This window comes from Herbaspirillum sp. GW103, assembly GCF_000261365.1.
In the GTDB taxonomy this organism is placed as follows: Bacteria; Pseudomonadota; Gammaproteobacteria; order Burkholderiales; family Burkholderiaceae_D; genus Herbaspirillum.
Map to the genome: position 1 here is coordinate 268442 of NZ_AJVC01000005.1, position 23513 is coordinate 291954.

Genomic DNA, 23513 nt, shown 5'->3' on the forward strand with positions numbered 1-23513 from the left:
GGCGATCCTGAATATCAGAGTACGTTACTGGGCATAGAGGTCGACAAGTCTAGCGTCGAACTCTTCAGACCGGGCAAAATTAATCATGCTGCGGCGGGTACCGGAATAGGCGGGCATGAGGATCACCGGCCCCTCCTGATTCCGGATATCGGACGAGGACAGTATCTGCTGGCCATGGATCGTCGCACCGGCCAGCGCACGATCGACAATGCGTACCCGACCGCTTTCCAGCAGGGCCCCTGTCTGCGGGTGCTCTTCGAGCATGCGCCAGAGATCACCACCGGCGCCCCACAGCAGGACCGGACCGGCGCACATCAGACTGCGCGCGATCTGCGCCCTGGTCTCGACACCCGCTTGCAGACTGGCGCGCAGCCTGGCCGCCGGTTCGTCGGCGGACGCGGCGCGCGCCCGCATACGCAAGCGCGGGATTCCCCCGGTGACCTGTGTATCGACATGCTCGACCAGCAAGCCGACCGATGCCATCAGTTTTGCCAGCGAGTCTGCGGTGAAATAGTTGATATGCTGCGGATGGATCAGATTGCACACATCCGGACGACCGACGTCGACGGCGGAGAAGTCCGGCGTCTCGATGTAAATCACCCCGCCGCAATGTTGCACCAGCTTCTTGAGCTGCCGCAGGAAGCGACGCGGATCGAGGACGTGCTCGATGACATGGGAGGACATGACGGCATCGACGGGTGTGCCGGCCTCCACCAGCGCCATGAGATCCGTGGTGTTCAGATCGGCCTGCCGGAACGCAAACCGGTCCGGCAGCATGCGATTGAAATCAATGCCCAGCAGGCGTGGCAAGGCAATGTCGAAGCGTTCGGCCAGCGTGACCAGCAGCGGACCATTGCCGCACCCCACGTCGATGATCAGCCCTGCCGAGGACTTCAGCGCCGCGCCACCGGCAAGCTCCACCATCTCCGCATAGGGCTGCAGGGCATCGGCCCCCTTGAGGTCGCCCCAGGATACCGGTTGCTGACTCTCCTGTGCATAGAGCCTGGAAAAGACGGCGGCATCGTATTGCTCAATCGTGCGGACATGCCCGCAATTGCGACACGCACCCAAGGCGAATTCCTGCTCGACGCGTTGCAGTGAGGTCCCCTCGCGGCGGGTCTCGCCGGCGTGGACCGCACCAATGCGATCCCATTCATCGCCATCACAGATGACGCAACGGATGCTGTTCATGCGCTTTCTCCTTTCTGCCGGACATGCTGGTTCAATTGCCCCCAGTCGGGATGCTGTCGCATCACCGCATCGCAATCGCGCCAGGAGAAATCCGGGTGCCCGGGCAACAATACTTCCATGATCCGGGAGACCAGTTCAAAATCGGCCGGCTCATCCACACACCACCGCCAACCCGGCGCTCCGGCGGGATCGCTTGCTCCCGCCGCTACGGCGCGCAGCTGATAGCGTTCCGGACGATGATAGATATAGGGCGTGACGTGCTCGCGCTCATAGGGAGTCGTCGCACTGTCCTGGTCGGCCTGATCGAGCAATGCACGTCGGAAGACCTCCACGTCCAGACCGCGGGGATAGAAATTCATGTCCAGATGCGCATAGTCCACCTGCGGATCCTCAAGCACGGCCGCGACCACCTGATCGAGCAAGACCGGATCGATCAGCGGACAGTCCGAGGTCACGCGCACGATCACCTCAGCCTCGGCCATCCTGGCGGCGATGACGAAACGGGCCAGGACGTCATGCTCGGGACCGCGCGCCACCTTCACGCCCAGCCTTGCGCCGAGCGCGGCGATTTCATCATCGCTGGCGTTGGTCGTAGTGGCCAGCACCACCTCATCAACCGTGACGCTGCGTTGCAGGCGCCCGATGTGGTGCGCCAGCAGGGTCTTGCCCATGACGTCGAGCAGGACCTTGCGTGGCAGTCGGGTCGAGGTAGTCCGTGCCTGCGTGATGCAGACGACCTTGGGTCGATGGCTCATCAGCGCTGCTCGGAAAGCCTTACCATGGGCCAGGCCAACGGCTCGCCCCGCTTGATGTCGCGGCTGGCGCTGGCACCGATGACCGTGTCGAGATGCTTGGGCGGCAGCCCCAGTCCCGGGCGGATGGAGCGCACGTTCTCGGCGGTGAAGGCGGCACCGGCGGCGATATCCTGCACGGCATAGAGCGAACGGCGATAGTCGCGTCCCTTTCCTTCGCCCGGCGTCGGACCGTAGGTCACTTCGCCCAGGCAATCGAAGGCCGTGCGCGCCGCCACCACCAGTTGACGCAGTTCTTCCGGCTCCAGCGAAAACGCCGAATCCACGCCGCCGTCAGCGCGCGCCAGGCACAGGTGCTTTTCGATGACGTTGGCGCCCAGAGCCACCGCAGCGGTCGGCACGGCAGTGCCATGGGTATGATCGGACAGGCCGGCCGGTGCCTGGAAGGCTTGCGACAGATGAGGAATCGTGCGCAGATTGCTCTCGCGCGGATCGCTGGGATAAGCGCTCACACAATGCAGCAGAATGACGCCATCGGCGCCTCCCTGGCGGGCTGTCTCCACCGCTTCCTCGATCTCGGCCAGCGTGGCCAGACCGGTCGACATGATCAGCGGCTTGCCGAAACTGGCCGCATAGCGGATCAGGGGCAAGTCGTTGAGCTCGAAGGAGGCGATCTTGAAGGCTGGCGCCCCAAGCTCATCAAGCATCTTCACTGCGGCGCGGTCAAACGGACTGCTGAACAGAGCAATGCCGCGCTTGCGCGCATGTTCGAACAACGCAGGGTGCCACTCGTAGGGCGTGGCCGCTTCCTGGTAGAGGTCATACAGGCTGCGCCCGGCCCACAACCCGCCCTCGATGACAAAGCCGGGCGCGGTGGAGTCGATCGTCATGCTGTCTGCCGTATAGGTCTGCATCTTGACGGCATCGGCCCCCGCATCGGCGGCTGCATCAATGAGCGCGATGGCGCGCGCGATCTCTCCGTTATGGTTGCCCGACATCTCCGCAATGATGTACGGAGGATGTCCCGGCCCAATCACGCGATCGGCGATCTTGACATGATTCATGACGCAAGTCTTTCCCTAAAATGTGTTGTAAGAAGCGCGTTGGCCACACGCACGGCACCCTGGCCATCGACCACACCGCGCAGCCCCTGCACGAGGCGTTCCCGTCCCGGCAGATCTTGCCACATTGCCGCCGCCATCGTGGCGATGTGTTCCGGCGCTGCGGCCGTGCGGCCATCCACGCAGGGATACGGACCATCGACACTGGCGGCCACCTGATTCTGCGCCACCACCACCGACAGCGCCGGCAGCCCCAGTGCCACCAGTTCGCCGATGGTGCCACCGGCTGCCGACACCACCAGCCCGGCACCAAGAAACAGCGGCACCACCGACGGCGGATTGACCACAACCCGTACTGCCGGACTTAGTTTATCGGCCAGGTCCTGCAAATCTTGATGATGCGCATAGGCTGCACCGGCCAGCACGGTCAACCCGACGTTGGCCGGCAAGCGTTCACGCAACAGTGGCAGCAAGGCCATCGAGAGATTGAGCGGATCCGACCCGCCAAAGCTGATGAGCACCTGCTCACGCGCAGCCAGCGCCTGCTGCGGCTGTGCGGCGGCGTGGCGGATGTCGCGACGGATCAGCGCCATCCTCGGCCCCAGCAGCAGCAAGGCTTGCGCCGAGATCGCCGCGTAGGCGTCCCGGGGCGCGTTGGGGGAGGCATCGATGATGAGATCGGCGGCCACGTCCTGATGCTCGGCACTGTCCCACAGCACCCCGAGCGGGGCCTCCCGGGCCACGGCACGCAGGTAGGCGTCATCGAGATGATAGCCGTCCACGACGGTGATACGCGGCCTGAGCACGCGCATCAATTCCCGCAGAGCGACCAGGTCATCTTCACTGTTGGCCGGCCCCGGCAGCGCGATCAACTGGGCGGGGATGGCCGCCATCATCGCCTGCGCCGCCGGCAGCGGATCGACCATGGCAAACACGACCGTGCCGCCCTGTTCAGTGATGGCTTCGGCAATCGCACGGCAGCGCATCAGGTGGCCCATGCCCATCGCCGCAGTTGCATCGACCCGAAACAGGACCAGGGAAGAGGACATGACGGGCTCTCAGTCGCGCCTGGCATTCTCACCGGAAGCCAGACTCATCCAGTGATGCCAGTGTTGATGGAACTTGCGGATGCGCGCTTCGTTGCTGCCGTGAACCGGGGCCATGCTCATCTGCGCGTTGCCCTTCTGCACCTGCTCCATGATGTGCTGATCTTCCCCGAGAATGACCCGGTTGAAGGTGGTCACGTTCTCCACCACCGCCTTGCGCACCGCGGCCTGACGCCCCGCTTCGAGGTCGCTGGCGGCCATGAAGATACGGTAATGCAGCTCATTGGTCTGCGGTGTGAGCGGCGTATAGGTCTGCACGCTCATGAGGCAGCCATGGGACAGACCGATGGCCAGGTTCGGGAAGATGAAGAAGTGGTCATAGTTCGGGAAACGCTGGCTCTGGTGCAGCTTGAGGCGCTGACGCACCCCATCCCACCATTTGGCGCTGTTCTCGGAAAGATAGGCCACACCGTTGTTGAAGCCTTCGCCGACATCGATCTCCCAGCGTGCCTGCACGTAATTCTTGAAACTCTCCGGGTGCACCAGGCCCACATGGTAGACCTCCAGCACACTCTCCACGCCCAGCTTCCAGTTGGCCTGCCAGAGGCTGCGCTGGTCATCGACCTGGTCCGTGAATATCTCCGAGAGATGCAGCAGGATGTCCGCGTAGGGCCCCAGGTATTGCGGCAGGGTCGGTCCCTCTTCGGCCAGCCGCACGAACAGGAAGCGACCGCACTGCTCCAGCTTGAAACTGCGCAGCGCACGGGCCTTGCGGCCGGCGTCATCGAGCTGGAAGTACTTGGCATTGCCGGGGATGAAGGGCGTGCCCTCCTTGTCGTAGGTCCAGCCATGATAAGGACAGGTCAGCGCGCGCTTGCCGCATTTCTCTTCCTGGATCTTGGCGAAACGATGCGTGCAGACATTGTGCAGCGCGCGCAGCTCGCCCTGAAAATTCTGGACCACGACCGAGGTGCCGCCGATCTCCACCGTCAGGAACTGACCATGCTCGGCGACCTGTTCGGCAAAACCGACGAAATTCCAGCAGCGGGCAAAGATGCGTTCGCGCTCCTGTTGCTGGACGCTGTCTTCGAAATAATAGCCAGGCTGCATCGAGACATCCTGGTCCGTTGCAGCCGGGAAAGCGTCAGGAAATGGCGACGAAGAAGTCATTGAAGTTTCCGTATTCGTATCAGATTGAGTGGGCTTGCCGTGCCCGGCGCAGTGGCCATCTCGTCACCGGTCAGCAGCTGCAACATTATCGTTGCCGGCACAAGCCACGCTCAGCAAGACTTCACGCCGGGTTGCAGCACCTCAACTGAAGCGAAAATAACAGCGCTAGGCAAGGTAAAAAGCCAGTCGTTCGCAGATGAAATCCTGCTGCGCCTCACTGAGACCCGGATACATGGGCAACGAGATCGCATGGGCGTAATAGTGCTCGGCATGCGGGAACTGGGCAGGATCGCAACTCACCCGTTGGCGGTAATAGGGCTGCCGGTAGACCGGCAGGTAATGCACGTTGACCAGGATGCCGTCCGCGCGCAAGCCATCGAAGACGGCCTTGCGATCACGCCCGGCTTGCTCGCCCACCAGCACGACGTAGAGGTGCATGCCGGAATAGGTCTGCGGCAACTGCCACGGAAGCTGCAGTGGCAAGTCGGCCAGCAGGCTATCGTAGCGCTGCGCGATACGGTGCCGCTGCGCCACCACCTGCTCCAGGCGCTTGGCCTGGCTGCTGCCCAGGGCGGCCTGCATATCGGTCATGCGATAGTTGAAGCCCAGATCGATCTGCTCGTAATACCAGTCGCCATGAGGGGGCTCCTGCATCAGCCCGGCCTCGCGCGTAATGCCGTGGCTGCGCAGCAGACGCAGGCGGCTCGCCAGCAGGTCGCTCCGGGTCAGCGCGGCGCCACCCTCCCCGGTCGTGATGATCTTGACCGGATGAAAGCTGAAGACCGTGATATCACTGTGGCGGCAATTGCCGATGGGCTCGCCCGCGTATGTTCCACCGATGGCATGGGACGCGTCTTCGATCACCTTGAACCCATATTGCGCAGCCAACGCGCCGATGGCACGCATGTCGCAAGACTGGCCACACAGGTGCACGGGGATGACCACCTTGGGCAGTCGTCCGCTGCGGCTGGCCTGCTCGAGCTTGGCCGCCAGGGCTTGCGGGTCCATGTTCCAGGTGCGCGGATCGATATCGACGAAGTCGACCTCGGCACCGCAATACAGTGCGCAATTGGCGCTGGCCACAAAGGTGATCGGCGAGGTCCAGACCAGGTCGCCCGGTCCGACCTCCAGCGCACGGCAGGCGATGTGCAGGGCCGCCGTGGCATTGGAGAAAGCCACGGCATGACTGGCCTGGCAATGCGCCTGCAGCGTCTGCTCAAAGGCAGGGACGGCAGGTCCCTGGGTGAGAAAGTCCGATCGCAGGATCTCGACCACGGCATCGATATCGTCCTGCGTGACGTCCTGTCGGCCGTAAGGAATGGGAGTCATCAGAGTTTTCCGACGACATTGCGATGCGCCGCAATCCACCCTGCCAACTCTTGCGAGGACATCCACTCCTGGTTGTTGTCGGACGAATAGACGAAATCGGCAGCGACCTTGTGACCATCGCGAATCCGGGCCGGATCTTCGCTCCATTTGTGAATGGCCGGCAGGATCTTGAAATGCTCGGGATATTCGTAGGTGTAGGGCGCATCCTCGATGCCGATCATCTGCTCATGCAGCTTCTCGCCGGGACGCACGCCGACGATGTCGAACTCGGCATCGGCACGCACTGCACGGGCGATATCCGGCAGTCGCATCGAGGGAATTTTCTTGACGTAGATTTCCCCGCCCACCATGTCCTCGAAGGCATGCCATACCAGTTCCACACCCTGCTCCAGCGTGATCATGAAGCGCGTCATGCGCTCATCGGTGATGGGAAATTTTTTCCCGCTCTCCGCCAGCGCCATGAAATGAGGAATCACCGAACCGCGCGACCCCATGACGTTACCGTAACGCACCACCGCAAAGCGGGTCTCGTTGCCGCCCGAATACGAATTGCCGGCCACGAAGAGCTTGTCCGAGGCCAGCTTGGTGGCACCATAGAGATTGGCGGGACTGCTGGCCTTGTCGGTAGAAAGCGCCACCACGCGCTTGACGCCGTGATCGATGCAGGCGTCGATGAGATTCATGGCGCCGATGACATTGGTCTTGACGCATTCGAAGGGATTGTATTCCGCCGTCGGCACGATCTTGGTGGCGGCGGCGTGGACAACGTAATCGATGCCGGAGAGGGCGCGTCCCAGACGATCCTTGTCGCGCACATCACCGATGAAGAAGCGCACGCGGCTATCGTCGGCATACAGCTTGGCCATTTCCCACTGCTTCATTTCATCGCGAGAGAAGATCACGAGTCGGCGCGGGTTGTATTTGGCCAGGGTCATCGGAACAAAGGTATGGCCGAATGACCCGGTACCACCGGTAACGAGAATGGACTGGTTGGTAAGCATGATGTGCCGTTGCGGTAAGTGAGATGACTGCGATGCCGGGCGCGTGGATCAGGGATCCGTCTTCAGTCCAGTTTGACCGGGACGACGCTGTCCTCCCCGCGGAACTGTCGGACATACAGCAAGGCGGAAGAATCGTTGACCACGATGAACTTCGTGAAGTTGTACAAGGCCGGTTCATAGCCGACGGGGAAATCGTTCATGTCGAAGAAATCACGGTAGCCGGTCCCCATCGCATAGAAATTGTTCTTGAACCCTTCGTTGAAATACGCGTCATCAGCCGGGTGGAACTTGATGACCAGTGCACCGCCGACGTTTTTCACCAGGGCCGCCTGCATGCGCACCATCATCAGCAGGCCATACAGGAACTTGTCCAGCAGGGGCTTGTTCTTCTCGTGCTCGGCAACGAAGTTGATCAGGCACGGCAGCAGACACAGCCAGACGGTCTCATTGGCCGGAATGATCTCGCGCGTGCTCATCGGCAGCACCGTGACCTCGGAGAGCGTTGGGAAGGCCTTGTCCGAGACGCAGAAGGCACCTGCAAAACCGGGCAGGCGCGGATTGAAGAACCAGGAATCCATCGCATTGAGACCGGCCAGACGCTGGCGGTCGATCTGGAGCACATCCAGGATGCCTCGACGCTCGAGCTCATCGGTGAGCAGACCGACATCGATCTCCGGGCTGGTCCATGGCGTGAGAACGTTGGAGGGATCGTAGGCGGCCGTCCCTTCCTCGATGTAGTGCACCTTGCGCACCACCCCGGCCATGCTGAAGAGCTTGCCCACCAGAAAACCACTGTGCGGCACGTAGAGGTTCAGGCCGATCGCGGCATAGCCCTTCAGGACTGCACAGATCTTTTCCAGATAATCGCAGGTGCGCGAGATCGACCACACACCATCATTTTCCACGCTGATGAAGGGCCCGTCCCATTGCGTGTTGCGCCCGCAGACCACGAGCAGCTCGTTTTCCAGATAGCCATTCTCGACAAGATGACGCCCGATCGAATAGGTGATCGGACTGTGCATGTAGAGCAGATCAAAAGTTTTTTCAGTTGCCATGGAGTCGCCTGGGCGCCAAAGGTGGGCGCAACCGTAAGAAGGAAACATTGAAGACGCAATGCCTCACGGGTAGACGCATCAACATTGTTTTTAGTCATTTAATCATGGTCGTCTGCAACTACATCAGGAGATTAATATGACTTTTGAGGTTTATTCCTGATTTATGAAATTGCCACCAATGCAACATCCAGACCGGGATACCGGGCGCTCAATCCCCTGGGGAATGGATGGTGCGCATGGTAGACTCCGCGCTCCAGTTTCGGTCCTTTTTTCTTTTGCCTCCTTGGCTTCACACTGCCATGAACATCGTCATTCTCGCCGCCGGCATGGGCAAACGCATGCAATCCTCCCTGCCCAAGGTCCTGCATCCGCTGGCCGGCAAGCCCCTGCTGGGCCATGTCATCGATACCGCGCGCCAGCTTGCGCCCACGCAGCTGTGCGTGATCTACGGCCATGGCGGCGATGCCGTACCGCAGGCTTTCGCCGGCCAGGGCCTGGCCTTTGCCCTGCAGCAACCGCAGCTGGGTACCGGGCATGCAGTCATGCTGGCCGCGCCGCATCTTGACGATGACGTACCCACCCTGGTGCTGTATGGCGATGTGCCGCTGACCACCGCAGCTTCCCTGCGGCGCCTGCTGGAGGCCGCCGGCCACGACAAGCTGGGCGTGCTGACCGTGACCCTGGACGACCCCACCGGCTATGGCCGCATCGTGCGCGAGGACGGCCGGATCAAGCGCATCGTCGAGCAGAAGGATGCCAGCGCGGCCGAGCGCGCCATCCGCGAAGTCAATACCGGCATCATCGTTGCGCCCACGGCGCGGCTGCGCCAGTGGCTCGCCAATCTCTCCAACAACAATGCCCAGGGCGAGTACTACCTGACCGACGTGATCGCGGCCGCCGTGGCCGATGGCGTGGAAGTGGTCTCGGCCCAACCCGACGACGTAACCGAGACCCTGGGCGTGAACAGCAAGGTGCAACTGGCCGAGCTGGAGCGCGTCCACCAGCGCAACATCGCCCATGGCCTGCTGGAAACCGGCGTGACCCTGGCCGACCCGGCCCGCATCGATGTGCGCGGCGTGCTGGAATGTGCACGTGATGTGAGCATCGACGTCAACTGCGTCTTCGAAGGCCAGGTCAGCATCGGCGCAGGCAGCAGCATCGGTGCCCACTGCGTGATCCGCAATGCGCGCATCGGTGCGGGCGTGACCATCAAACCCTTCACCCATATCGAAGATGCGGTGGTCGGCGCCGGCGCACAGATCGGCCCCTACGCGCGCCTGCGCCCCGGCACCGAACTGGCGCAGGACGTGCACATCGGCAACTTCGTCGAGGTCAAGAACAGCATCGTGGGCGTGGGCAGCAAAGCCAATCACCTGGCCTACGTCGGCGATGCAGACGTGGGCAGCGGCGTCAATGTCGGCGCCGGGGTGATTACCTGCAACTACGACGGCGCCAACAAATTCCGCACCATCATCGAAGACGACGCCTTCATCGGCAGCGACAGCCAGTTGGTTGCTCCGGTGCGCGTGGGCAGGGGTGCCACCATCGGCGCGGGCACCACGCTGACCAAGGACGCCCCGGCCGGGCAACTGACCTTGTCGCGCGCCAAACAGCTGTCGCTGGCGGGCTGGCAACGACCGGTCAAGATCAGGAAATAGGCGCGGCGAAGTGAGCCTGCCCTGTGGATAACGCCAACTGAGGGGTGGTTTTAGGGCGATATGAAGGAAAAATCCCGGAAATACGCTGCTTCCTGACTTGTCCACAAGCCCGTACGGCCGATGCCTGAAGGTATCGGCCGTTTTTCATGGGGCGGCGCCGAGCTCGAGGGGGATGGCGGTCTCGAACTTGCTGCGGTGGATGGAGAAGTAGCTGCGCACGTTGCGCACATTGCGCTGCGAAGCGAAGAGCCGATGCGCCAGGGCGTGATAGGCGGGCATGTCGCGCACCAGCACCACCAGCACGAAATCCGGCCCCGGCGACACCCGGTAACACTGCTGCACCGCCGCCTCCCCGGCCACCAGCGCTTCGAAGGCCTGCTGTTCTTCCTCGCCCTGACGGTCCAGCGTGATTTCCACCAGCGCCGTGAGCGTGGCAGAAACCTGGGCCGGATCCAGCAAGGCCACCTGGCGCGCGATCACCCCCGCCTCCACCAAGCGCTTGACCCGGCGCAGGCAGGTCGGCGGCGAGGCATGCACCTGCGCGGCCAACTCCTGGTTGGTCTGGCTGGCATCGCTCTGCAAGGCTTGCAGAATACGGCGGTCGAGATCGTCCAGATCGAGGGGTGCTTTCATGGGCGCAAAGGAAAACTTGTGAATTTGCCTGGCATTGCCTGACTACAAGCCAGCACACATGACATATAAATTCAAAAAACTTACATGAATTTAATAATATTTCATCACCAAGCAATGAAGCAATAATAATTCAAAACTCTGATTTTTTAGAAATCTTATTTCACATCGCCTCGCCTAATATGCAGGCACATCTTTTCCAGCGAGGTATTCCATGTGCGGCATCGTCGGCGCGGTAGCGCAGCAAAACGTCACTCCCATTCTGCTCGAGGGCCTCAAGCGCCTTGAATATCGGGGTTATGACTCCTGCGGCGTGGCGCTGCACGTGGATGGCAAGCTGCAGCGTTCGCGCAGCACGTCGCGGGTAGCCGAGTTGCAGCAGCAGGTGGCGCAGAGCGGGCTGTCCGGCTTCACCGGCATCGCTCATACCCGCTGGGCCACCCATGGTGCTCCGGCCACGCACAATGCGCACCCGCACTTCTCGCGCGACCGCATTGCGCTGGTGCACAACGGCATCATCGAGAACCATGACGAGCTGCGTGCCGAACTGCAGGCTGCCGGTTACGTCTTCGAGAGCCAGACCGATACCGAGGTGATCGCCCATCTGGTCGACCACATGTATGACGGCGATCTTTTCCAGACCGTGCAGCAGGCCGTGCGTCGCCTGACCGGTGCTTACGCCATTGCGGTTTTCTGCGCGGATGAGCCGCATCGTGTGGTAGCGGCGCGCCAGGGTTCGCCGCTGATCGTGGGCGTGGGTGAAGGACAGAACTTCGTGGCCTCGGACGCGATGGCGCTGGCCGGCACGACCGACCAGATCATCTATCTTGAGGAAGGCGACGTAGTGGACCTGCAGTTGCAGAGGGTGTGGATCGTCGATGCGGCTGGCCGTTCGGCCGAGCGTGAGGTGCGCACCGTACAGGCCTACACCAGCGCGGTCGAACTGGGACCGTATCAGCACTACATGCAGAAGGAAATCTTCGAGCAGCCGCGCGCCATCGCCGACACGCTGGAGGGGGTGGTCGGCATCATGCCCGAGCTGTTTGGCGACAAGGCCTACAAGGTCTTCAAGGAAGTGGATTCGATCCTGATTCTGGCCTGTGGCACCAGCTATTACGCCGGGCTGACGGCCAAGTACTGGCTGGAATCGATCGCGAAGATCCCGGTCAACGTCGAGATTGCGAGCGAATATCGTTACCGGGACAGCGTACCCAATCCGAAGTCGCTGGTGGTGACCATCTCGCAGAGCGGCGAGACGGCCGACACGCTGGCGGCCTTGAAGCATGCGCGCGGCCTGGGCATGCAGCATACGCTGACCATTTGCAATGTGGCCACCAGTGCCATGGTGCGCGAATGCGAACTGGCCTACATCACCCGTGCCGGTGTGGAAGTGGGCGTGGCCTCGACCAAGGCGTTCACCACGCAGCTGGCGGCGCTGTTCCTGCTGACGCTGGCGCTGGCACAGACGCGCGGCCTGCTCAGTGAAGCGCAGGAGGCCGAGCACCTCAAGGCCATGCGCCACCTTCCGGCGGCGCTGCAGAGCGTCCTGGCGCTGGAGCCCTCCATCGTCGCCTGGGCCGAAGCCTTTGCGCGTCGCGAGAATGCGCTGTTCCTGGGACGTGGCCTGCATTACCCGATCGCCCTGGAAGGTGCGCTCAAGCTCAAGGAGATCACTTACATCCACGCTGAAGCTTATGCCGCGGGCGAACTCAAGCATGGTCCGCTGGCGCTGGTGACGGACCAGATGCCGGTGGTGACCATTGCCCCCAATGATGCGCTGGTGGAGAAGCTCAAGTCCAACATGCAGGAAGTACGGGCGCGTGGCGGTCAGCTGTATGTGTTTGCCGATGGCGATTCGCGCATCACCTCGGCAGAAGGTCTGCACGTGATCCGCATGCCGGAGCACTATGGCGTGCTCTCGCCGATTCTGCACGTGGTGCCGTTGCAGTTGCTGTCGTATCACACGGCACTGGCCAGGGGGACGGATGTGGACAAGCCGCGCAATTTGGCTAAGTCGGTGACGGTGGAGTGAGGGTGTTTTGCGATTCCTGACTACAATGAATAAAGTTGGTCGGGATTTAATGCCGCTGCGCCCCAAAATTAAAAGCCACTTAATACAGGTGGCTTTTCTTTTGCCCGCCACCACAACGGAGATCTTAGAAAGTTTGCCGTCTCCTAAAGAGTTGAAAGAAGTCCTCCCTGAGTATTGAATGGACTTGTACAACGGCGAGATCGTGTCGTATCAGTCAAGCCGTTCACCTCAGTTCCAGACGGTCGACAGCATGCTCAGGAAGGCCATCTCGACCTTGAAGGGGACTGCGCCCCATGCTGCACTCGGATCAGGGATGGCAATATCAGATGCACACTTACCGCCGCACCTTGGCCGACAACGGCATTACGCAGAGCATGTCGCGTAGAGGAAACTGCCTGGATAATGCGGCCATGTAACGCTTCGTCGGCACGCTTAAGTCAGAGTGTTTTTACCTGGTTCGCTTCTCCAGCATCGAGCAGTTACAGATCGAGTCACCGTACATCGCTCACTCATCATGGAACGAATTTGCGGATTTGCATTGAAAACTGACTCATTGAGAGTGCCATCGCAGCGATCACCGCGAAGAATAGTGCGGTGAAACGTTATCAGCAGAGCTGGGATGAGGACTAAAAGACTGCAAGGAACCCGCGAGATTGCGCAATTCGTCCAGCAAGCGGGTCGCTGGTGTGGGCAGTATCCCTTGGCGACGTCGAAATGCCATCAAGGTCCGAGGGGCTTTCAGTCCCTCCACCGGCAGCGCATCAATCAGGCCGGCCTTGCGTTCCGTATCGAACATGGGGCCGGACATCCAGCCCACGAATCCGCAGCGTGCTACCAGGCTCTTGAGTACCGTGACGGAACGCGATTCCACTGCGATCTCAGGCATCGGCAATCCAGCCTTCGCAAACGTTTCCTTCAAGTGCAGATAAGGTCCTGTGCCAGCAGGAGTCAAGGCCCATCGCAGCTCAAGGGTTTCGGCCAGGGTGATCTTGTCTTTGCCCCGCAGGGGATGATCGTTTCCTGCCACCACGTAGCTCAGGTCTGTCCAGCAGCAGTCCGCGATCGCTGCCACGCCATCGGTTTCCATGCCCGACGTGCCTAGTGCCAGGTCGATCTCGTGGGTCAGCAAGCCCTCTGCCAGACGATCCCAAACGCCTTCGATGATTTCCACGCGCAGGTTGGGCCATTTTTCCAGTACACCGGCCACAGCCAGTGGCAGTACCAGACTGGCAATGCTCCCCACCGCGCCGACCTTGATGACGCCCTTGCTCAAACCACGCAGGGCATCCAGTTCGTCGCGCGCCTGCTTGGCTTCCCGTTGCAAGGAAAGTGCGTGCGGCAGCAGCGCCTGTCCAAGCTGTGTCAGGTGCATGCCGGTGGTGTGACGTTCAAACAGGATGCCGCCAACGGATTCCTCGAGACGCTTGATGGCGCGACTCAAGGCCGGTTGGGTCAGGCCAAGCACGTGCGCCGCTCGCCCCAGGCTACCGGCACCGACGATGGCACAGAACATTTCCAGTTGCTGCAGATTGAAGCTCAATGATTTCTCCCGATGATGGTGCTGGCTGAGCATTTCGGCGCTTGCGTGAGATGAGTCAGCACATTACCAAAGGTTATGACTTTTATCCAATTTGGCAATTTTCAAAGAGATGATTGCGTCACATACTCCACCCGAATCACTTTCCACCCAAGTCACAAGATCTTCCATAGGACTTCACATGCAGGCGCCCCAATCACCTGGAATCACAGTTCGCGACGCCGTCCTCGATCTGATGCGTCGCCTGGACATGACCTCCGTCTTTGCCAATCCGGGCTCAACTGAACTGCCCATGTTCCGGGACTTCCCGGCCGATTTCCGATACGTGCTGGGCTTGCAGGAAGCAGTGGTGGTCGGCATGGCCGATGGGTATGCCCAAGCCAGCGGCAAGGCCGCTCTGGTCAATTTGCATTCGGCGGCGGGCGTCGGCAATGCGATGGGCAACATCTTCACCGCCTTCCGCAATCGCACTCCGCTGATCATCACTGCCGGCCAGCAGGCGCGCTCCATCCTGCCATTCGATCCGTTCCTGGCAGCCTCGCACGCCACCGAACTTCCCAAGCCCTACGTCAAGTGGAGTATCGAGCCCGCGCGCGCCGCCGACGTTCCGCGTGCACTTGCCCGGGCCTACCACATTGCCATGCAGGAACCGCGTGGTCCGGTGTTCGTTTCCATCCCCGTGGATGACTGGGATCAGCCTGGGGAGTTGCTCGAGGCCACCGAAGTCACCACGCGCAGCCGCCCGGAGCCTGAGGCCATCGCTGCCCTCGCCACCGCCCTGCACCGCAGTGAGCGTCCGGCCATCGTCGTCGGTTCGGAGCTGGACCGCGCCGGGGCTTGGGATGAGGTGCTTCGTCTGGCCGAGACCTCCAACGCACGCGTGTTTGTTGCGCCCATGTCCTCGCGTTGCAGCTTCCCTGAAGACCACCACCTGTTCGCTGGATTCCTGCCGGCCATGCGCGAGAAGATCGTGCAATTGCTCAACGGCCATGACCTGATTTTCGTAGCCGGCGCTCCGGCCTTCACCTATCACGTCGAAGGCAGTGGGCCGCATCTGCCACCCGGTGCGCAGCTGTACCAATTGATTGATGATCCGGTGACGGCTTCCTGGACGCCGTCCGGGACCGCCATCGTCGGCAATATCCAGCTGGGATTGCAAGACCTGTTGGCGCAGCTGCTGAAGCATCCGCCCGCCGCTCGTCCGCTGCCACCTGCGCGTGCTGCGCGTCCCCGCGCCGAGCCGGAGATACCGATGTCAGCGGCCTTTGCCATGCAGACCCTCGCTGAAGTGCGCGCAGCAGAGGATATCGTCGTGGAGGAAGCGCCAGGATCTCGTCCGACCATGCAGGCCTATCTGCCCTTTACACGCCCGGGAACCTTCTACACCATGGCCAGCGGCGGTCTTGGCTATGGCATGCCGGCGGCGGTGGGGGTTGCCCTGGCCAGGCCGCAGCAACGCGTCATCGGGCTGATCGGGGATGGTTCTGCCATGTACTCGCCGCAAGCCATCTACAGCGCTGTGCAGCTGCGTCTTCCCCTCACCTTCGTGATCATCAACAACAGGCGCTACGCCGCCCTGCAGGACTTCGCGCCGGTTTTCGGCTTCGGTGCCGGCGACGTGGTCCAAGGGACTGATCTTCCCGGCCTCGACTTCGTTGCACTGGCGCAGTCGATGGGATGCCAAGGGGTGCGTGTGAGTGAGCCCGGCGAGCTGGCCGCGGCACTGCAGACGGCGATATCGTCGAATGAACCCCGTCTGGTGGAAGTCGTGGTGCGCTGATTGTTTTCGTTAGGATTCTGCTTGGTTGCAAATCGATACTAATACCCTGGCAGCAAGATGGAAGTTAGAAACAACAGGAGGAGACTATGAAAGAAGTTGACATGCTGATCAACGGCCAGCGCCGTCCAGCCACTGGCGGTGCTTGTTTCGAGCGGCGCAACCCGCTCGATGAGAGCGTTGCCTCGCGAGCACCGGCGGCGACCGTCGCGGATGCACAATCGGCCGTTCGCGCTGCTGCTGAGGCTTTCCCGGCCTGGGCAGCGATGGGGCCCGGAGAACGCCGCGGCCTGCTCGCCCGTGCAGCTGACGCGCTGCAAGCCCGCGCAGATGCGTTTGCGGAGGCCATGGCCTCCGAGACCGGTGCGTCTCATCACTGGGCGGCTTTCAACGTGCATCTGGCCGCCGACGGCCTGCGCGAAGCCGCAGCGATGACGACCCAGATCGCGGGGCAGCTCATTCCCTCCGATGTCCCAGGCAACCTCGCCATGGGTGTTCGCCAGGCGGCCGGCGTCGTATTGGGTATCGCCCCCTGGAATGCCCCCGTCATCCTGGGCGTGCGTGCGGTCGCACTTCCGCTGGCCTGCGGCAATACCGTGATCTTCAAGGGATCTGAAATCTGCCCGGCCACGCATGGCCTCATCATTGACGCATTCCAGGATGCCGGATTGCCGCCTGGCGTGGTGAACTTCATCACCAACGCGCCCGAAGATGCCGGAAAAATTGTTGAAGCCATCATTGCCGATCCGGCAGTGCGACGTGTCAATTTTACGGGCTCCACGCGCGTGGGCCGCATCATCGCCGGCCAATGCGCCAAGTACCTCAAGCCATCCGTGCTGGAGCTGGGGGGCAAGGCACCTTTCATCGTGCTGCACGATGCGGACATCGAGGCTGCGGTGCAGGCAGCGGCCTTCGGTGCCTTCGCCAATTCCGGACAGATCTGCATGTCCACCGAGCGCATCATCGTCGACGAACGTGTGGCCGATGACTTTGTCGCCCGCCTGGTAGCCAAGGCGCGCAGCCTTCCGCTGGGTGATCCCCGCCAGGGGCCGGTCGTGCTGGGCTCGGTCGTCGACCTGGCAACCGTGCAGCGCTGCAACGCGCTGATCGATGATGCCCTTGCCAAGGGTGCACGCCTGGTGTGCGGCGGCAAGGCCGAGAGCACGCTCATGCCGGCCACGCTGCTGGACCATGTCACAGCGCAGATGGACATCTACCACGAGGAGTCCTTCGGTCCGGTCAAGCCCATCGTGCGGGTCAAGGATGACGATGCCGCCATTGCATGTGCCAACGACAATGAATATGGCCTCTCGGCCGCACTGTTCAGCCGTGATATCGCCCGTGCACTGAACCTGGTACGCCGTATCGAGTCCGGGATCTGCCACATCAACGGAGCGACCGTGCATGACGAGGCGCATATGCCCTTCGGCGGCGTGAAGTCCAGTGGCTTCGGTCATTTTGGCGGTAGCGCCGGGGTGGCCGAATTCACTGATCTGCGTTGGATCACGGTTCAAACCTCGCAGCGCCAGTACCCGTTCTGAGAGAGTTCGCTGCACGCGGCGCGGTACGCCGTCCCGCGTTGCCAATCACTAGGGCCTGTTCACATTCAATCTGTGAGTGCGAGAGGTCGCCAAGCGTTGTCTGCCTAGGCGCAGCGACGCGCCGTGGTGGTGCCACGGCAAGGAGCTGCAACAACGGCAGGCGACGCTTGGCGGCCTCTCCCGGAGGGTTGCCCCCAGAAGGCGCGCTGGCCGCGTTGCACGTCAGGGCTGGTGGCACCACCACCAGCCCTGACGCGCGCCTTGCCAGCCCGCCTTCTGGGGGCAACGCATCTCACAGATTGAATGTGAACAGGCCCTAGAAAAACAATCGCCAATGCGGGCCGGCAATGACCGGACCCGTGCGATACAACCAAGGAGACAGCCATGAAAATGACATCCTGGCACCAGCATCACAGGCACGATCCAATCCGCATCAATGCGTTCGCCGCGGTCACCATCGAAGACACTATCCGGGAGCGCACATGAGCACCTACGGGATCGATCAAGCAAAGGTCGTCGACATCGGGCGCGTGCTGGATGAAGGGACGTTTACCGGCTTCCAGAAGATGGTGGTCATCCTGGCCGCGCTGTCGATCGTCATGGACGGATTCGACGGGCAGCTGATTGGCTTCGCCATTCCCAGCCTGATCAAGGAGTGGGGCGTCACGCGCAATGCGTTTGCTCCGGCTGTGGCCGCGGGCCTGGTCGGCATGGGCTTGGGAAGCGCCTTTGCCGGCTTGTTCGCTGATCGCTTCGGTCGCCGCCTGGCCATCATTGGCAGTGTCTTCGTGTTCGGGATCGCTACCAGCCTGATCTCGCTTTCTCCGGATATCACCACGATTGCAATCCTGCGCTTTTTCGCCGGCCTCGGAATCGGCGGTGCCCTGCCTGTCTCCACCACGATTACGGCAGAATTCAGCCCGGCCCGGATACGTACCTTTGCCGTCACCGCGACCATCGTCTGCGTTCCCCTGGGAGGAATGTTGGCCGGGCTCTTCGCCAACCTGGTGCTGCCCCACTATGGCTGGCGTGGTCTCTTCTTGCTGGGTGGCATGCTGCCGTTGGCATTTTCTGTACTGCTATGGTTCAGCATTCCGGAGTCGCCACGATATCTGGCACGCCAGCCCGACCGTTGGGATGAGCTGCGGTCCCTGCTCACGCGTATGTCCCGCACGATCGCTGCGGGGATGCGCTTCACCGATGCGCGTGAACAGAATTCTCAGCCAAAAGCAGGATTCCGTGCGCTATTCACTGATGGAAGGGCACGCGACACCATTGCAATCTGGGTCGCCTTCTTCATGAACCTGCTGGCCGTCTATAGTGCATTCAGTTGGCTCCCCACGATGCTGGCAGGAGAAGGCCTTAGCCCATCGTTAGCCGCCAACGGCCTCACGGCCTACAACATCGGCGGCGTCTTTGGCGCACTGTTGTGCGCGGTAGTGATCGGCCGCTTCGGCTCACGTGTTCCCATGCTGCTCTGCTGCCTGGCCGCCGCAGGGACTGCATTTGCGTTGCGCAGCCTGGACGTGAGCAGCCAGACGACCTTGTTGGTCGCGGGGATCGGCTTGCACGGACTGTTCGTCAACGCCGTCCAATGCACCATGTACGCGCTTTGCGCTTATATCTATCCGACCCAGGTACGCGCGACTGGTACGGCGGGCGCGCTGGCATTCGGTCGCCTGGGGGCAATCCTCAGTGCATTTGCGGGTGCCATCGTGATCACCCAAGGTGGTGCTTCCGGCTATCTCGCCATGCTGGGAGGGGCGATGCTGTTCGTCTTCGTGACCCTGCTGATGGTGAGCAAGCATATTCCCCGCGCAGCGGCGACCGTCAAACATCAAGAGAAGGAGCAGCAGGCATGAACATTGCCATTGTTGGCGCTGGTGCCATGGGCGGACTATTTGGTGCGCGTCTTGCGTTGAACGGGCAGAAGGTCAGTTTCATCGAAGTCGCGCCCGCTACGATAGCGGCGATCAGCGATAACGGCCTGGCCTTTTCCGATGACAGTGGCACCCATACGGTAAGAGTCCCGGTAGGCAGGGCTGACTCCTTTGCCGAGCCGTTTGACCTCATCGTGTTCTTTACCAAGAGCCTGCATACCCAAAGCGCAGTACGTAGCATCTCCCATCTTGTGGGCCAGGATACCTGGGCCTTATCCGTGCAGAATGGATTGGGTAATGCGGAAATCATTTCCGAGGTCGTTCCGAGCGAGCGCATCATTGTCGGGATGACCAATCTCCCTGCAGATCTCCAGTCTGCGGGGGTGGTGCATAGTCATGGGGAGGGTTATGTCAGGATCTGGACGATGTCGGGCAAGGAGCGGCCGGAAGTAAGCCGAGTGGCGGAAATCTTCAGTGCAGCCGGACTCAATTGCAGTGCTGATCCTCAGGTACGAGCTGCCATCTGGGAAAAGGTCGCTTTCAATGCGGCACTCAACTCGGTGTGCGCGGTTATCGGCTGTACAGTCGGTACAGCTGGATCGACCGAGCAAGGGCGAGCATTGGCGATGCGCATTGCCGCTGAAACGGTGTCGGTAGCTCAGGCGCTCCAGATTCCCGCCCGCATGGCGAAGGTGGAGGAGGCCCTCCTGGATGCCTTCAGGATGCACGTCAACCACAAGCCGTCGATGCTGCAGGATATCGAGGCAGGCCGACAGACGGAAATCGATTTCATCAATGGCGCCGTCGCCGAACAGGCGCGCGGCTGTGGGGTTTCCGTTCCTACCGTCACGGCGCTTTACGAGCTGGTCAAGATGAAGCAGGAGGCTGTGCTCAATCGGAAGTAAGCACATCAGGTGGGGAGCAGGAAGAGAAAAGGAGGGAAGCTCAATCTTCCCCCCTTTCTTCATGTGCGCGAAGCTATTGCGGGATTGCTGGCAATGATCACTTCAAGCTCCGCGCTCTCTCGGTGTACTCTCATCGTCTGTGCTCTTCAGAGACGGCAGGGCTTCCATAGCCTCTTGCACTGACGTGCCTGTCGCAGAAAAAAATTCGACAGGGCGGTGGCGCTTGGAATTGAGCAACAGCCGGGTCACGTCCGGACGCGCATAGTGACCTGCCGGATCGGCTGCGCTCTTTGCGATGCTGATGACGCCAAGATCAAGCTCGGCAAAGAGCAATCCCTCTTCTGCCTCCGGAATTTTCGGGGTCAAGGAGCTTCCGTCAGGCCCGTAAATGACGGAGTGTCCGCCGCCTGCATGGATCAGGTCATTCTTGTCGGCGGTATTGCAGAGTTCATCAACCGCTTCCTGGCTAATCACGCAACTGGGTGCCAGCACGAAGCAGGATCCTTCAACAGCATACACGGCTTACCGCATTGTTGACCTCCCATCCGAGGGCGGGAGCAAACGGCTCATACAGCGAGAAGCAGGGCCGGGCTGCCAGAGTACATGTTTTGTTAGCGTCAAATGAAAGCACTACTTTCTTAGCCTGAAAACTTGGATTTTTGAGGACGCCCAACTCCCCCAGAAACCCAGTGCACAGCTGATAACTGCATCAATCATTTGCAGCTGATCTTCAGGCTTCACGCATGACCGGAATTACGTCATCGCTATAAGGCAGCAGTTGCCCTTTGTCTGGAAGCAAGTCATGGCCAAGCTTGTGGCCATGAGTAAAAAGATGCACGGCAACGCTACGCCGACCGACCTTGCATATCCTCCTTCACCGTGCGCAAGGGTGCTCCTAACGGTCTCAGTCAGCTCATCAATGAATTGCCAAATTTCATCTGCGCGCATCGAAACGAATGTCTCCTGATCGACCCGCATCGCTCTCCGCCAATGAAGAGCTTCCTATCCCGGCAGGAAGTTTCCTTACTAGAACCCATTTCATAAATAGGCGTGAGTGCGAGCGAGTCCCGTTTGGGATGAAGTGCAAGGCGCGAATTTGGGTCAAGACTGGGCGTCTTGCCCCAAATTCGTAACGCAGCAATTCGCCCAAACGGGCCGCTCCCTCCGGGTTCTGTCCAGAAAGGGCGCTGGCCGCGTTGCGCTCCTTGCGTGTGGCACCGCCAGCGATAACGGCAATGATCCTGCCAGCATTAATGCGCTAGCCACTGACCATGTGCTCCTCCAAGATGCGGCACAAACCAACGCATACGGCTATAACTATTACAGTAGCAGCCATGTCTCCGGGTCTCACTCCTATCAGGTCACGTCATCCCACCCTATCTGCCTCCGCCGGCATCGAGTTTCTCCTGCGCCGCGGATGGACCCTGGGCCTGAGCTACCAGGGCAGCACCAGCATGGATAGCAGCACGCACGAAAACACACTGATAGTGCGCGGAGTCTACAAGTACTGACACGGAACGAGGGGCCAAGCCCCTCGTTTTTTTTAAACATCAATTCCATATTCGATATGCCAGATACACGGAAAACTCTTCAGAACTTCAACACGAAGCCACGGAAGGTCCGCGAGGACCAAGATCTGGTCAATATTGAAACCGGCAAGCCATCGATCAATACGAATGATGCAAGCCTGGATTCAAATTACCCCGTGCCAGCCAATCCATATGAAGATGATGATGATGATTTGGATGAACAAGGGATAACACTTACCGAGCGAGAGCTTAAGGATGGACTCACCAAACGCGAAGCCAAGATTGAACAACGGGAACGAGAAGCCCGAGATCATCGGTCGCAGCTACTTGAAGCGGTAAAAGTTTCTGCACCGGAGATCAACAAAAGACTGCTCGATACATTCGAGAAACTCAGCCTGGAAGACCACAAGTTCGCAGAAAAGCATCTGACTCGAATATTCCAGAATGATGCACAACTGCAAAACACAATAGACTTCTTCGACCTTAACCTTGCACAGCGTGAGGACCTGTTGGATCGAATCGGTTTTTACAAGGGCATCATCATCGACCACAGTATGTCCAATCCGGTAGAGACTGGTTTCAAAGAAGTGCTACGCCGGGAAGTTGACGTTGAAAGAGAGGGAAAGATCAAACCAACTTCCGTAGCAGCTCTCTTATATCGCAAGCCTATATGGCGAGGAAGAAAGCGATCACCGAAAGTACATGACGAGCGGCGATATTGGATTTATCGACGGCAGCAATCTGGAGAAAGCAGGTGTAACTGCGCTTGAGAATAGGATGAAATTATGGGGGGGAGATAGCGGCAGACCAGCTTTCCGTCCCAAGGATGTCCACCCGACTCTGCAAGTGCAGCAACTTGCCAATCAACACATAGGATATGGAGCACGACTTTGTTTTTACTGTTTGGGCTTTTACCATCCATCCGCGTTCCAAATCGACCATATAAATGCCAAAAAAAGAGGCACAACCTACACGTTGAAAACTAACAATGTCTCTGGCAACTTATTTCCTGTTTGCGCTCGCTGCAATAATAAAAAAAGAGAAAAGACTTTTAGTTTTGATATGTTGAATGACTTTATCAACGAGCGAAGAAACGCTGAGATTCCTGGAATTGAGCTAACGGACTGGGTCATCTTCGATGATGTGGCTACTGCAGTTGAGAGAGCGCAGGCACGAGTAATCGAAATTTTTATCAGCAAAGTGACTAAAAAATCCTACGCCGACTTTATTCAAAATGGAGCAGGCCACTCTCTCTACCAACTAGGACTTATCGACTAGAAAGACGAATCCCCTCCTCTAGCGCCCATTCATGCTGATGAAATCAAGAATCAGCTTGGGAGGGGATTCAGCATTTTTTCAAATATGTGCTTCTTCAATGACGGCTAATGAAGGTGGCCACGCATCACTAGAACCCATTTC

At 60.2% G+C, this 23513-nt stretch carries 19 protein-coding genes and 1 pseudogene; 9 read left to right on the forward strand and 11 right to left on the reverse strand.

What is annotated here, in order from left to right; all coding sequences use genetic code 11:
- Positions 1-24: 24 nt before the first annotated feature.
- From GWL_RS18450 to GWL_RS18485, 8 genes are all read right to left on the reverse strand, one after another.
- A complete protein-coding gene (locus tag GWL_RS18450; protein ID WP_008333085.1) occupies positions 25-1191 on the reverse strand; it encodes a class I SAM-dependent methyltransferase in 1167 nt (388 codons plus the stop codon).
- Positions 1188-1946 carry a cytidylyltransferase domain-containing protein gene (locus GWL_RS18455; protein WP_008333086.1) on the reverse strand — a complete coding sequence of 253 codons (759 nt, stop codon included), beginning with the start codon at positions 1944-1946 and terminating at the stop codon, positions 1188-1190. Before GWL_RS18455 ends, GWL_RS18450 begins: the two co-directional genes overlap by 4 nt.
- On the reverse strand, positions 1946-3007 hold the full coding sequence (gene pseI, locus GWL_RS18460; RefSeq protein ID WP_008333087.1) for a pseudaminic acid synthase: 1062 nt from the start codon (positions 3005-3007) through the stop codon (positions 1946-1948). Before pseI ends, GWL_RS18455 begins: the two co-directional genes overlap by 1 nt.
- Positions 3004-4053: a UDP-2,4-diacetamido-2,4,6-trideoxy-beta-L-altropyranose hydrolase gene (pseG, locus tag GWL_RS18465; protein ID WP_008333088.1), complete on the reverse strand. Its 1050-nt coding sequence runs from the start codon at positions 4051-4053 to the stop codon at positions 3004-3006. Before pseG ends, pseI begins: the two co-directional genes overlap by 4 nt.
- Before the next feature lie 9 nt (positions 4054-4062).
- Positions 4063-5160 (reverse strand): aromatic ring-hydroxylating dioxygenase subunit alpha, encoded by a 1098-nt coding sequence (locus GWL_RS18470; RefSeq protein WP_237713601.1) that lies wholly within the window; start codon positions 5158-5160, stop codon positions 4063-4065.
- 225 nt (positions 5161-5385) lie between these two features.
- Positions 5386-6549: a UDP-4-amino-4,6-dideoxy-N-acetyl-beta-L-altrosamine transaminase gene (pseC, locus tag GWL_RS18475; protein WP_008333090.1), complete on the reverse strand. Its 1164-nt coding sequence runs from the start codon at positions 6547-6549 to the stop codon at positions 5386-5388.
- Positions 6549-7550: a UDP-N-acetylglucosamine 4,6-dehydratase (inverting) gene (pseB, locus tag GWL_RS18480; RefSeq protein WP_008333091.1), complete on the reverse strand. Its 1002-nt coding sequence runs from the start codon at positions 7548-7550 to the stop codon at positions 6549-6551. The genes pseC and pseB overlap by 1 nt, the downstream gene beginning before the upstream one ends.
- Positions 7551-7612: 62 nt before the next feature.
- A complete protein-coding gene (locus GWL_RS18485; protein WP_008333092.1) occupies positions 7613-8605 on the reverse strand; it encodes a hypothetical protein in 993 nt (330 codons plus the stop codon).
- A gap of 299 nt (positions 8606-8904) precedes the next feature.
- Here GWL_RS18485 and glmU point away from each other — a divergent pair, with 299 nt between their 5' ends.
- The gene (gene glmU, locus GWL_RS18490) at positions 8905-10263 is read left to right on the forward strand and encodes a bifunctional UDP-N-acetylglucosamine diphosphorylase/glucosamine-1-phosphate N-acetyltransferase GlmU (protein ID WP_008333094.1); all 1359 of its coding nucleotides are present in this window, start codon (positions 8905-8907) and stop codon (positions 10261-10263) included.
- A 144-nt stretch (positions 10264-10407) separates the two neighbouring features.
- Here the strand turns inward: glmU and GWL_RS18495 are convergent, their stop codons facing one another.
- A complete protein-coding gene (locus GWL_RS18495; RefSeq protein ID WP_008333095.1) occupies positions 10408-10896 on the reverse strand; it encodes an Lrp/AsnC family transcriptional regulator in 489 nt (162 codons plus the stop codon).
- Positions 10897-11107: 211 nt separating this feature from the next.
- Between GWL_RS18495 and glmS the strand changes: the two genes are divergently transcribed.
- Both glmS and GWL_RS23210 read left to right on the forward strand, forming a co-directional pair.
- The gene (gene glmS, locus GWL_RS18500; RefSeq protein ID WP_008333096.1) at positions 11108-12925 is read left to right on the forward strand and encodes a glutamine--fructose-6-phosphate transaminase (isomerizing); all 1818 of its coding nucleotides are present in this window, start codon (positions 11108-11110) and stop codon (positions 12923-12925) included.
- A 178-nt stretch (positions 12926-13103) separates the two neighbouring features.
- Positions 13104-13410, forward strand: a pseudogene (locus GWL_RS23210) (transposase); the annotation flags it as partial.
- An 89-nt stretch (positions 13411-13499) separates the two neighbouring features.
- On the opposite strand, the gene GWL_RS18510 reads toward GWL_RS23210, so the two are convergent.
- The gene (locus GWL_RS18510) at positions 13500-14465 is read right to left on the reverse strand and encodes a LysR family transcriptional regulator (protein ID WP_050978152.1); all 966 of its coding nucleotides are present in this window, start codon (positions 14463-14465) and stop codon (positions 13500-13502) included.
- A gap of 178 nt (positions 14466-14643) precedes the next feature.
- On the opposite strand from GWL_RS18510, the gene mdlC reads away from it, so the two are divergent.
- The 4 genes from mdlC to GWL_RS18530 all read left to right on the forward strand — a co-directional run bounded on the left by mdlC (position 14644) and on the right by GWL_RS18530 (position 20565).
- Positions 14644-16242, forward strand: coding sequence for a benzoylformate decarboxylase (gene mdlC, locus GWL_RS18515; protein ID WP_008333100.1), 1599 nt, complete (start codon positions 14644-14646; stop codon positions 16240-16242).
- Positions 16243-16328: 86 nt separating this feature from the next.
- On the forward strand, positions 16329-17780 hold the full coding sequence (locus tag GWL_RS18520; RefSeq protein ID WP_034351416.1) for an aldehyde dehydrogenase: 1452 nt from the start codon (positions 16329-16331) through the stop codon (positions 17778-17780).
- A 482-nt stretch (positions 17781-18262) separates the two neighbouring features.
- Complete coding sequence (locus GWL_RS18525; protein WP_008333105.1) at positions 18263-19642, forward strand: MFS transporter; 1380 nt, start codon at positions 18263-18265, stop codon at positions 19640-19642.
- Positions 19639-20565, forward strand: coding sequence for a ketopantoate reductase family protein (locus GWL_RS18530; RefSeq protein WP_008333107.1), 927 nt, complete (start codon positions 19639-19641; stop codon positions 20563-20565). The genes GWL_RS18525 and GWL_RS18530 overlap by 4 nt, the downstream gene beginning before the upstream one ends.
- 102 nt (positions 20566-20667) lie before the next feature.
- Here GWL_RS18530 and GWL_RS23500 read toward each other — a convergent pair whose 3' ends face one another.
- Positions 20668-21057 carry an aliphatic nitrilase gene (locus GWL_RS23500; protein ID WP_008333113.1) on the reverse strand — a complete coding sequence of 130 codons (390 nt, stop codon included), beginning with the start codon at positions 21055-21057 and terminating at the stop codon, positions 20668-20670.
- 1075 nt (positions 21058-22132) lie between these two features.
- On the opposite strand from GWL_RS23500, the gene GWL_RS23505 reads away from it, so the two are divergent.
- Both GWL_RS23505 and GWL_RS23110 read left to right on the forward strand, forming a co-directional pair.
- On the forward strand, positions 22133-22864 hold the full coding sequence (locus GWL_RS23505; protein ID WP_157174284.1) for a hypothetical protein: 732 nt from the start codon (positions 22133-22135) through the stop codon (positions 22862-22864).
- Positions 22797-23372, forward strand: a complete 576-nt coding sequence (locus GWL_RS23110) for an HNH endonuclease signature motif containing protein (RefSeq protein ID WP_081486098.1) — start codon at positions 22797-22799, stop codon at positions 23370-23372. Before GWL_RS23505 ends, GWL_RS23110 begins: the two co-directional genes overlap by 68 nt.
- Positions 23373-23513 lie beyond the last annotated feature (141 nt).